Annotated in this window: 12 protein-coding genes and 1 tRNA gene; 10 read left to right on the top strand and 3 right to left on the bottom strand. The window is 34.3% G+C overall.

Annotated elements, in window-relative coordinates:
- Window positions 1-105: 105 nt before the first annotated feature.
- The 3 genes from infA to ACQVD9_RS14210 all read right to left on the bottom strand — a co-directional run bounded on the left by infA (window position 106) and on the right by ACQVD9_RS14210 (window position 1,836).
- A complete protein-coding gene (gene infA / locus ACQVD9_RS14200; protein WP_053101714.1) occupies window positions 106-324 on the bottom strand; it encodes a translation initiation factor IF-1 in 219 nt (72 codons plus the stop codon).
- A gap of 124 nt (window positions 325-448) precedes the next feature.
- Complete coding sequence (locus tag ACQVD9_RS14205; protein WP_264747803.1) at window positions 449-793, bottom strand: HopJ type III effector protein; 345 nt, start codon at window positions 791-793, stop codon at window positions 449-451.
- Window positions 794-801: 8 nt separating this feature from the next.
- Window positions 802-1,836: an AGE family epimerase/isomerase gene (locus tag ACQVD9_RS14210; RefSeq protein ID WP_264746581.1), complete on the bottom strand. Its 1,035-nt coding sequence runs from the start codon at window positions 1,834-1,836 to the stop codon at window positions 802-804.
- Window positions 1,837-1,963: 127 nt separating this feature from the next.
- Here ACQVD9_RS14210 and ACQVD9_RS14215 point away from each other — a divergent pair, with 127 nt between their 5' ends.
- The 10 genes from ACQVD9_RS14215 to ACQVD9_RS14260 all read left to right on the top strand — a co-directional run bounded on the left by ACQVD9_RS14215 (window position 1,964) and on the right by ACQVD9_RS14260 (window position 11,635).
- Complete coding sequence (locus ACQVD9_RS14215; protein WP_264746582.1) at window positions 1,964-2,656, top strand: helix-turn-helix transcriptional regulator; 693 nt, start codon at window positions 1,964-1,966, stop codon at window positions 2,654-2,656.
- Between the two features lie 76 nt (window positions 2,657-2,732).
- On the top strand, window positions 2,733-3,095 hold the full coding sequence (locus tag ACQVD9_RS14220; RefSeq protein ID WP_264746583.1) for a VOC family protein: 363 nt from the start codon (window positions 2,733-2,735) through the stop codon (window positions 3,093-3,095).
- 12 nt (window positions 3,096-3,107) lie between these two features.
- Complete coding sequence (locus tag ACQVD9_RS14225) at window positions 3,108-3,494, top strand: VOC family protein (protein WP_264746584.1); 387 nt, start codon at window positions 3,108-3,110, stop codon at window positions 3,492-3,494.
- Window positions 3,495-3,710: 216 nt separating this feature from the next.
- Window positions 3,711-5,615, top strand: a complete 1,905-nt coding sequence (htpG, locus tag ACQVD9_RS14230; RefSeq protein WP_264746585.1) for a molecular chaperone HtpG — start codon at window positions 3,711-3,713, stop codon at window positions 5,613-5,615.
- Window positions 5,616-5,688: 73 nt separating this feature from the next.
- On the top strand, window positions 5,689-6,405 hold the full coding sequence (locus ACQVD9_RS14235; protein WP_264746586.1) for a dienelactone hydrolase family protein: 717 nt from the start codon (window positions 5,689-5,691) through the stop codon (window positions 6,403-6,405).
- A 166-nt stretch (window positions 6,406-6,571) separates the two neighbouring features.
- Window positions 6,572-6,661 (top strand) — tRNA-Ser (locus ACQVD9_RS14240).
- A 796-nt stretch (window positions 6,662-7,457) separates the two neighbouring features.
- Window positions 7,458-7,799, top strand: a complete 342-nt coding sequence (locus tag ACQVD9_RS14245) for a hypothetical protein (protein ID WP_264746587.1) — start codon at window positions 7,458-7,460, stop codon at window positions 7,797-7,799.
- Window positions 7,781-8,311: a hypothetical protein gene (locus ACQVD9_RS14250; protein WP_264746588.1), complete on the top strand. Its 531-nt coding sequence runs from the start codon at window positions 7,781-7,783 to the stop codon at window positions 8,309-8,311. The genes ACQVD9_RS14245 and ACQVD9_RS14250 overlap by 19 nt, the downstream gene beginning before the upstream one ends.
- Before the next feature lie 443 nt (window positions 8,312-8,754).
- Window positions 8,755-10,635 carry a bifunctional glutathionylspermidine amidase/synthase gene (gene gss, locus ACQVD9_RS14255; RefSeq protein ID WP_264746589.1) on the top strand — a complete coding sequence of 627 codons (1,881 nt, stop codon included), beginning with the start codon at window positions 8,755-8,757 and terminating at the stop codon, window positions 10,633-10,635.
- A gap of 184 nt (window positions 10,636-10,819) precedes the next feature.
- Entirely contained in the window at window positions 10,820-11,635 is an 816-nt protein-coding gene (locus ACQVD9_RS14260; protein WP_264746590.1) for a cysteine peptidase family C39 domain-containing protein, read from the top strand.
- Window positions 11,636-12,102 lie beyond the last annotated feature (467 nt).

Below are 12,102 nucleotides of genomic sequence, written 5' to 3' on the forward strand. Positions count from 1 at the left end.
AAGGATAATTATAACAAGCAAAAAAATGTTAATAGTAGAAAGCTAAGGTAGCAAAGAAACCACCTTACCATAAAATGTAAATCGACTATAAGATTTGTTTAAAAACTAACGCGCTCGGTAGGTGATACGACCTTTTGAAAGATCATAAGGTGTTAACTCAACACGAACTTTATCACCTGTCAAAATACGAATATAATTTTTACGCATTTTTCCTGAAATATGTGCAGTCACAACATGACCATTTTCTAACTCTACACGAAACATGGTGTTAGGAAGTGTATCAACAATAGTTCCTTCCATTTCAAAGCTGTCTTCTTTAGACATGCAATAAAACCTCAACTTTTTAAAATAAATAAAATAAAAACCCTAAGTACAACTTGGGCGGTCGCATTCTACCCAAAAAAGACAAGCTATTCCATAAAAAGCAATAAAAAATGCTATTTTTTTATTATTTATTCAGCTTAACTAATGGAAATCTTTCAAAAACCACTGCTTTTAGGCCATTTTCTTGCAACGAACGAATATTTTGATGATCACTGCCATCAGGGTTAGCTAACACACTCTGATAATGCTCAGCAAAAGCTAATAACGCTTCTTGATCTGTAAATCCCTCCAAAATAGCTAAAGCTAATACTTTGCATGAGCCTTCATTTTGCCCTTGATTATTTTCTACATTCCCATTTTTAAATACTGTAGGCTGAAAGCGGTAATTCTCCTCAATAAAAGCTAATGTATCAGCAAATTGATGGTTAGGATTTTGTAGTTGTTGACGGAAATCGGTAATTTGCATAATTCCTCCCTTTATAGTTTCTCATTTATATTCAAAATATCAACAAAGCTCTCGGCTATATGATAACCCGTTGTTGATTTAACAGTTTGAACTAGCTCTTTGGTTAAATACTCTCGAGGTAAACCTCGTTGATCAAAAAATAACTCAATAAATGTATTAAGTTCTTCAACAGGTATTTGTTGTTCTATAAAAGTTTTTGCCCTTAAATATTCTAAATTTGGCCAAATACGTATTTGTTGGGTATCTAATGGATGAAATTGTGCATCCATTTCATTTAATACCAAGCCTTGTTCAGAAAAACGGGTATGAGTTAGAGCAGTAGCATATAGTTTATTACTATTAGTAAATGACTCACCTCCCTGTTGACTTACTCGCCATATTAAGGAAATCCATTCGAACCAATGCCCTGCCTCATAACTTAATACCTGACCTGATAACATTACCTTTTCAGCCAATAATTGCTTGTCTTTTTGCCAGAACCGCTCTGCTATTAATTGCTCTAACCTCAAAATAGCTGGCTGCATATAAACAGCATCGGCTTGATAATAAGCAAAAGTTAATGCCTCAAACAAATGCATCGCTGAATTTTGCTCTAAGCAGTCTGACTCAGATAAAGGTTTAAAAATAGCCAAATCTTGAAACTTGTGTTCAACTAAACTAAAAGTTTCAGCTAAAGCTATAGCATATAACGGGTTATTGGTAACTTTATAAAGATAACTCTGCGCTAAAATCACAAAAGCATAACTATATAAATTAGCTTCTTGATTATTATTTAGTTGCTGCAACCATTTATCAGTTTTTAAATAATTTGTTTCTGTCTTAACATATAACTGTTCAGCAATACGAATATTATTATCCTTCGATAATTCAGCCGTTTTAATAAGAAAAATAATAGTACGCATTTGGCAGAGTAAACGTACATTTTCCTCCATTGGTTTATTCAAATACTCGCCAACCAAATCATACTCTGCTAATTGGCTAATGACCAACTGCTGGTAATGAGTCAATAACGACACCATACTTTGCTTTGTGGAACTTATGTCCATAACCAACAATACCTTAATTATCAAAATAATTTATAGCCTGATATCTTACAGAAAAACAAATTATTCTTCTAATCTTGTTCAGATTTAGATAACGTATATTACCTTTATTGATTCAACAAGTATTATTATGACTCGTTCACAACGTCTATTAGAACTACTGCAAATACTTCATAAATACCGCCATCCTGTGGCTGGCAAAGTACTTGCTTCACAATTAAGTATTAGTTTACGGACGCTTTACCGAGATATAGCCACCCTTCAACAGCAAGGTGCCATTATTACCAGCGAGGTAGGCAAAGGTTATCAATTACAACAGGGGTTTACTTTACCACCTCTTATGTTTACTCAGGAAGAAGTAGAAGCACTACTTATAGGGAGTCGCTGGGTTGTTAGTCAAACTGATAGCCAGTTAGCAAATGCCGCTCAACAGGCAATAACTAAAATTTGCACAATACTCCCCAAACCTTTACAGGAAACATTAAACACCTCATTGTTAATTGGCTATCCTAAATTAACAGAGCCTTATGACGAACAACTGATTGCTTTGCGCAAAGCCATTAACCAAAACTTAAAAGTCACCATTGAATACACCAATGTTAATCAAGAAAACTCTCAACGTACTATATGGCCCTTTGCTATTGGTTTCTTTCATCATACCCTTGTTATTTGTGGATGGTGTGAGTTAAGAGAAGAGTTTCGTCACTTTCGTATAGATCGTATTTTTTCACTAATATTATTAGATGAACAGTTTCCAAGAAAACGTGAAGATTTATTAACTGCTTGGCACTATTTCCAACAAATTCCTAAACCTCTTTTTTAATACTACTGACAAAAACTGACACTCCTCCCTATTAGAATACTCCTTACATATTTATATCACCAACAAGGAGTTTTCTATGCAACCCAATCAAACCATCTTATATGTTGAAGATATCAACGCAACCGTTGCACTATATAGCGATATTTTCAAATGCCAGCCTATTGAGAACCATCCTGATTACGCTTGCTTTCAATTAGAATCAGGTTATTTGCTTGCCTTTTGGAGTATTCAAGAAGTACAACCAAAAGCGACAGGCATTAACAATGCCCATGAATTAATTTTTCAGTTACCCTCTCATCAAGCTGTAGACCAATGCTTTAAGGAGTGGCAAAGTAAACTTAAGATAGTACAAGAGCCTACTAATCTTTGTTTTGGCTATGCCTTTATGGCGCTTGATAATAATCAAAATAGACTTCGTGTCTATGCCAATAATGATTAAAGGTAATGAACAATGCTTCTATTTAAACCCAATAGTATAATTCTGTATGTTTCAGATATTCAATTAAGCACTCAGTTCTATACAAATATACTGGGACAACAACCAATAGAAGCATACAAAGAGTTTAGTGTATTTACTCTGAATGAAAATATTATCTTAGGTCTACAAACAAAAGAAGGTATTGATCCAGAACCAACTAAGCACTTTGGTGGTTTTGAAATTTGTCTGAGTGATGTTACCAAACAGCAAGTCGATACGATCTATAAGCAATGGCAAGCATTACATATCCCCATTCTTTTAGAACCCACTCAACTTGAGTTTGGCTATACTTTTGTGGCATTAGATCCAGATGGTCACAGGTTACGTGTCTGTGCTACTGACACAACTAATATTCAATAATCTGCTAATTAGGTAATACATTTACTGTATAGCTATTTCTATGCAATTTTAGACGAGGCGAATGACTGAAGACAGTACAACTAGTACGGCAAAGTCATTCAACGATGTGTAAAACTGTAGGCAATAGCTATATTGCCTAATTACCCTTGAAAAATGAACAACTAATCCCCATTTTGTTATTCATATTCTGAATTAACAATAGTGGAGATTTTTTAGATGAGTGTAGAAACACAAAAAGAAACGTTAGGTTTCCAAACAGAAGTAAAACAACTATTAAACTTAATGATTCATTCTCTTTACTCGAATAAAGAGATTTTCTTACGTGAACTTATTTCTAACGCATCTGATGCTAGCGACAAATTACGTTTTGAGGCTATTGCTAAACCTGAACTATTAGAAAAAGATGCGTCACTACGTATTCGTATTAGTTTTGATAAAGATGCCAAAACAATCACTCTAGATGATAATGGCATAGGTATGAGTCGCGAAGATGTTATTGCTAATCTAGGTACCATTGCAAAATCGGGTACAGCCGATTTCCTTAAAAACCTATCTGGTGATCAAAAGAAAGATTCAAAACTTATTGGTCAATTTGGTGTAGGTTTCTATAGTGCTTTTATCGTAGCAGACCAAGTCGATGTGTATAGCCGTCGTGCTGGTTTAAATGCTGATGAAGGTGTGCACTGGTCATCTAAAGGTGAAGGTGAGTTTGATATAGCAAATATCACTAAAGAAGATCGTGGCACACGCATTGTATTACATCTAAAAAATGATGATTTAGAGTTTGCTGATGGCTGGCGATTACGCAATATTATTAAAAAATACTCAGATCATATTGATTTACCTATTGAACTACCAAAACAACAACTTGATCAAGAAGAAGATAAAAAAGATGAAATTGAGTGGGAAGTAGTCAACCGTGCAAGCGCACTATGGACTCGCCCACGTACAGAAGTTACTGAAGAAGATTATCAAGAGTTCTATAAACATATTAGCCATGATTTTGAAAATCCACTGGCATGGAGCCACAACAAAGTTGAAGGTAAACTAGAATATACTTCACTACTTTATATCCCTTCACGTGCTCCTTTTGATCTTTATCAACGTGATATGACACATGGTTTAAAACTTTATGTGAACCGTGTATTTATTATGGATCAAGCAGATGAATTTTTACCACTTTACCTTCGTTTTGTGAAAGGTATTGTCGACTCGAATGATTTATCTTTAAACGTATCAAGAGAAATTCTACAAAAAGATCCTATTATTGATAACATGAAATCAGCACTCACCAAACGTGTGCTTGATATGTTAGAAAAATTAGCCAAAAATGAAGCAGAAAAATACACAACTTTCTGGAAAGCCTTTGGTCAAGTATTAAAAGAAGGTCCAGCAGAAGATTATGCTAATCGTGAGAAAATTGCTGGTTTATTGCGCTTCACTTCAACCCATGAAAATAGCACAGAACAAAAAGTATCACTCGCTAACTACCTATCTCGTGCTAAATCTGATCAAGATAAAATCTATTATTTAACAGGTGAAAGCTATGCACAAATTCAAAATAGCCCTCACTTAGAAATATTCCGTAAAAAGGGTATAGAAGTACTTCTATTAACTGATCGTATTGACGAATGGTTAATGAATTATTTACCTGAATTTGAAGGTAAACAATTTGTAGATATTGCTCGTGGTGATTTAGACTTAGGTAAACTAGACTCTGAAGAAGATAAGCAACATCAAGAAAAAATAGCTAAAGAAAAAGAAGCACTTGTAGAGCGTATTAAAAAAGCACTAAATGACCAAGTTAGTGAAGTAAGAATCTCTCATCGCCTAACTGAATCTCCAGCTATTTTAGCCATTGGTGACCAAGACTTAGGTTTACAAATGCGTCAAATATTGCAAGCCACAGGCCAAGCCATACCAGAATCAAAACCTATTTTTGAAATTAATCCTGAGCATCCTTTGGTACAAAAATTAGACCAAGAAGCAGATGAAGATCGTTTTAATGATCTAACCCATGTACTATTCGATCAAGCCGCATTAGCTGCTGGCAATAATTTAAAAGACCCAGCTAGCTATGTAAAGCGATTAAACAAATTGCTAATCGAACTGTCCAATTAATATACCTAGAATAAGGCTCTTCAAGAGCCTTATTTTTTGCCCCTATTATTTAAAACAACAAAAGGATTAAATAATGATTAGCCAAACTAATATTTCTTATCAATATAATAATCAAACATTTGAAGGTGTCTTAGTTTCTCCTAATAATGTTACCAATAAGCTTCCCGCACTACTTATGACGCCAAACTGGCTTGGTATAACTAAAGAAGCGATCGACCTAGCAACACAACAAGCCGAAAAAGGCTATATCGTATTTATTGTTGACCTCTATGGAAAAACTGTTCGTCCAGAAAATAGTCAACAAGCAAGCGAAGCAATGACGCCACTTAAAGAAAATCGTCAAGATCTGCGGCAACGTATGAACAAAGCACTGGATATATTATTAAAAGAAATCAATATAGATAAACAAAAAATCGCTGCTTTCGGTTTTTGCTTTGGTGGTTGTTGTGCCTTAGAGCTAGCTCGTAGTGGTGCAAATATAAAAGCGGCTATTTCCTTTCATGGCAACTTAGATACACCTAATACTAGAGATGCTCAAAATATTAAAAGCTCAATCCTAGTGCTTAATGGCGCTAATGACCCAATGATTCCTGATGATCAAATAACAGATTTCTTTAATGAAATGAAATCAGCACCCGCTGTAGATTGGCAATTTATCAACTATGGTGGTGCAGTTCATGGTTTTACTGATGTAACTGCTAATGATCCTGAAGTAAAACAATATAATGCAAAAGTTTCTAAGCGAGCTTTCAACGCTATGAATACACTGCTTGATGAATTGTTTAAATAATTAAATAGCAGGGATTTAATACTAACTCCCTGCTATCTATTGTTAAAAAACTCATTAAATTATTTAATTTATCAAGAAGCTTAAAAAGTCTTTGATTTTCTGTAATGATTCCGTTAAATTAGCCCACCTTAAAAAGCTAATCAGTGTATAATTAGCTTCCCAAATTGGTTAGATGTCCGAGCGGTTGAAGGAGCACGCCTGGAAAGCGTGTATACGAGAAATCGTATCGAGGGTTCGAATCCCTCTCTAACCGCCAGTTATTCAAGAATTTTTTAACACCTTTCAACATAAAAACCTTAAATACCAATAAATACAAAAGAATATTTAAACACGTTTAAACAGCTATAAACGTATGTAGCATTGATTTTTTTTGTACACCATTGTGTATACTAGCTAAAAACCCACAAACTGATGCACAAGACAATCACAGAGTTAAACGATAAAACGTTCAGAAATGAAGTGTTATGCTTGCTTCACTAAAACCAGAAAAAAAAGAGTACCGTGAAAATTATGGTACTGATGGTATCTACTTTGCTGTTAAACCTAATGGCTCTAAAAGATAGATTTTCAGGTACAAAGATTCTAATGGTAGTTGGCGCTGAGCTGGCTTAGGTATTTACCCTGCTACTACTGCAAATATAGCTAGAGATAAGGATCAGACATTTATTAAAGACTTACAAAAAGAAGATACTCGCCTTGTCAATAAAAAGGAAAGTGAGAAAAAGGATGCTACAGTAACAGGTATTTTTGAATTATTCTATCAAAAATAGAAACTTAATAAGGTTTTGCAAAAATAACTTAATGATGCAATGGTATAACGACTATTTAACTGCCCTTGAGTAAGGAATGACTGAACTGCAAAGCAAACAATTTGCTGCCCAAGTAAATAAAGTTATTGATTATGATGATAATTAACCATCAAAAATCTTTTACATATCCTCTAATTTCATCATGAGTTTTTATAATCACTAATATGATAATTATATGTTTTTGTTAGATTGTTAATAAGCCTAATATTTCATTCATATAAATAAGATATTTAAGGATGAAATATGGCTACAGTCAATTGTAAACCAGTACATAATTTAAAGTTTGGCTCTACTAGCGCAAATGGTATAAAAAATATCCAACATATTTTAGATGATAGTAAAATAGTATCAGGTCTTTTAATGGCTGGAACGTTCCATTTAATTTTTACTAGATCGAATGCCACTTGGCAAGTTGGATTAAATGTTGGTATGTCTGACTGGGAAGGTCTAGCCAAAGCAGCTGGCGACTGGAATGCTGTTGTTAAAGCCTTAGTAATCAGGGAGGCAAGAAACTTAGAGCTATTAACAAACGGGCAAGAACAGGTATTTTGGGGAGAATTGGTAAGATGCTTAGAACAATATTAATTTCTGCTTTATCTGTCTTGTTTATTACCCAAGCCTCTGCTTATGACTTATTAAGCCAAACTGAAAGAGAAACAGAGTTAAAGAAGATAGCGAAGCAAAATGTAGACATGGCTAAAGAAAACTATCTAAATAAATTCTATGAATGTTTTCAAGAGGGAGAAATAAATAAAATTGGTGTGTCTTTTCTCACTGATAAAGGTTTGACAATGGAAGAATCTAAAATAGCATTACTTTATTTATCTTCTAAGAACTATAAATCATGTGTTGGTGAAACAGCCAATCAGTATTCTATAGCTGTAAATCTTGCTCGCTATTTTAATGTTGAAGGATATTCGTTAAAGGATGATCCAGAACTGGGTAACTCTATATCACTTGCAGACTCATTAGCTATTGATGAAATGAAATACAGTGTAGACTATTTTAAAATTAGTGAAAACAAACGAAAAGCAATAGAAAGTGATCCATCACTTCAAAAAGTATTTGGCATTAAAAGCCCAATCTCTAAAAATTAAAAGGTATAGCAATGGTTTGTACGGAAAAAATCATCTTTGATTTTGAATAAGATTTTGCCTCTAGAAAGAGGCATTTTATTATGGCATTACTGGCCAGTTTATATTATTAGGATAATCAAGCTGGCTTTCTATTCTATTGTGTAATACTCTATCGCCAAATATACAAAGCCAATAAAATAAAAACAATACCTTATTATTTTACTACTACACTATTTAAGCTAAGTTAATACTACTTTTCTTTAAAAAATTACTCTTCCTTATAACTAATACCGTTCTTATCTTGAACTCAAAATCACTTAAGTTATCAAATAAAGTAGCATTTTTTCTATTATTAGAATGTTAATGGTACGTATTTTTATAATACTCTTATCCACCTAGAGATCGCTCATTGATTGGTTTATGATATAGCGCTTTGATAGGTAATTATTACAAGGTCAAATATTATGTCAGTAGAGATGACAAAGAAAAGTGAACCTTTTGGCACACTATTAGGATATGCTCCTGGTGGTGTTGCTATTTACTCATCAGATTACGCGACAGCGAATCCAAAGGACTATCCTGATACCTCCTCTTTTCGTAGTTATCTTGGGCATGAGTACATGGGGTATAAATGGCAATGTGTAGAGTTTGCCCGACGTTTTCTTTACCTTAATTATGGCGTTGTTTTCACTGATGTAGGCAATGCCTATGAGATCTTTTCACTACGTTTTTTACGTCAAGTCGTCAATGATGCTATCTTACCACTACAAGCTTTTGCCAATGGTAGTAAGCGTCCTCCTGTTGCTGGTTCCTTACTTATTTGGCAAGAAGGCGGCGAGTTTAAAGGCACTGGTCATGTTGCCATTATCACAGAGGTATTAGAGTCCAAAGTAAGGATTGTTGAGCAAAATGTTATACATACTCGCTTACCCGCAGGACAACAATGGACACGGGAGCTGCCATTACTTATTAGTGATAATGGTTATACTCTGCAAGATACCTTTAATGATACCCATATTCTAGGTTGGATGACTCAAACAGAAGATACTCAATATAGTTTACCTCAGCCTATTACTGCTCCTGAATACTTAACAATTCACAGTAACCGCTTAACAGAACATGGTCAATTTAATGGTGAATGGCTTAATGAAAACGATCCATTAGAACATGCTTATATTACTGCCAATGGACATACCATTAATAGTGATGATCCCTATCAATACTTCACCATATCTAAAAGTGCAGAGCAAGAGCTGGTTCGTGCAACCAATGAATTGCATTTAATGTATCTACACGCAACCGATAAGGTATTAAAAGAAGATCAGTTACTCGAACACTTTAATATTCCCAGTATCCTGTGGCCTCGCTTACGACTTTCTTGGAAAAATCGCCGTTATCAGACCATTACTGGTCGGCTAGATCTTTGTATGGATGAACGTGGTTTAAAAGCCTATGAATACAATGCAGACTCAGCTTCTTGCCATACAGAGGCTGGCTATATTTTACAGAAATGGGCAGAACAAGGGGGATTAACCCAAGGAAAAAACCCAGCAGAGGATTTACTTGATTCCTTGAGTGAAGCATGGAAACACAGTGATGCTAAGCCGTTTGTGCATATTATGCAAGATAATGATATTGAAGAAAATTATCATGCCCTATTTATACAACGAGCCTTATCTCAAGCAGGCTATGAAAGTAAAATTTTGCATGGTTTAGATGACCTACATTGGGATAAACGTGGTCGCTTAGTAGATGATGAAGATCATCCCGTAAAATGTGTGTGGAAAACATGGGCATGGGAAACAGTATTAGAGCAATTACGCCAAGAAAGTGAAGACCAAGTAATTGCACCTCCTATTCGTACAGGTCATCCTGAAAACCATGTCCGTCTTATTGATGTATTATTACGCCCTGAAGTACTTGTATTTGAGCCATTATGGACAGTGATTCCTAGTAATAAAGCTATTTTGCCTGTGCTTTGGTCATTATTTCCTAATCATCGCTATCTACTGGAATCTACCTTTGAATTAAACAACCACTTAACAGAAAATGGCTATGCGATTAAACCCATCGCAGGGCGTTGTGGTAGCAATATTGAGCTGGTTAATCATAATGAACAGGTATTGGATAAAACCACAGGAAAGTTTGCTGAACAAGAAAATATCTATCAGCAACTTTGGTGTTTACCACAAATAGCCAATCGTTATGTACAAATAAGCACCTTTGCTGTTGGTGGACATTATGGAGGAGCGTGCTTACGCTCTGATCGCTCGCTAGTGATCAAAGGAGCCAGTGATATGCAACCATTACGAGTTATAGAGGATAAAGCATTTATTACCCCCTAATGTTAGCTTATGATAAAATCCATCCTATCAATTGATAGGATAGATAAATTAGTTACTTAATACAATATCTCTGATCTTATCAACAGCAACCAAACTGTCAGGTAGGTATGATAATCAATTTAAATGATGGAATATTAATTCTCACTATTAGTCATGCGATAAAGCACCTAAGTAAAATTATATTATGATATTTAATCCTAACTTTATTTTAAGTTTATTACTTGGTTTGTTGTTATTTTTTACTTCAACAAAAATAGCTAAATTAATAGCTAAACCAAAAAACAAAATAATTTTTCTTGTGATTAGTTTTATTCTGGCATTAATCAGTCTAAGTATTCCTGCTGCTTACCTATCAGATCTTATTGGGGCAAATCCTATATATGCTCAGTTTCGGGCCTATCCGTATATAGAGTTATTGGTTATATTAGCTGCTCCTTTTATAGGTGTGTTTAATGCTTGGTTTGCAGATAAAAAAATATCTTTAAGTCTAAATCGTATTCTTACAGGCTTGTGTCTAACTGCTATGCTAGTCTATATCAGCCTACCTTTTATAAAACCATTAATAAAACCTCTACAAAATAACCTTACAAATAAATGGCAGGACAATGTTGCTATACAGACTACGCCTGCAACCTGTGGTCCATCTTCACTGGCTACTATATTCAAATACTATGGTAAAGATGATACTGAAGCCAATATTGCTAAACAGGTATTTACCTCTGCAACAGGAACAGAGAATTGGTATTTAGCTCGTTATGCCCATAGCCAAGGTTTTGATTATCAGTTTTTACATATAGAGGATTTAGTAAGCGTTCCCACACCAGCTATCATTGGTGTACGGTTAAATAACTTTGGTCACTTTATCACTTTGCTTAGTTATCAAAACAGTGTTTATGAAATTGCTGATCCTCTAACAGGGAAGGCTCTATTCACTCAAGAACAGTTTGAACATAAATATCATTACACAGGATTCGTACTTTATATAAAACGATCTGATTAACCCAACTTTTGTTTTAGGATTAAACTAATCAATTCTTATTAAACCACTTATCAAAAAAATATAGATAATATTAGCTTTAACTATATTAGTTGCAATGGCAATTAAAAGTTTAAATTTTACTGAAGCTTGGACTATCGAAAATAGTATAAAAAGCAAGGCTACCCAAATCGTTTTGCTATAGAAAAATCAACATTCAAAATTCATACTTCCACTGGAAAAATAGAATTTATTCAAGGTCTCAACCACTCCACCGGCAAAAACATGAGTATCTATCCAGAAATAAAAGTACCTTGCTTTGATCCTAATGAATTAAAAAAATCAGAGTAGAACTACCATCACAACTAAATTAGAACCAACTATGTCCAATAGCAAAGGTGTAGTTTATAAATAAACTTCTGATATTTATAATTTATCCTTTAAAATACTTCTAGCTAATCAATACTTATGACCATTCATAACAAATCAAA

The sequence above is a fragment of the Entomomonas sp. E7T21 genome, from assembly GCF_058693955.1.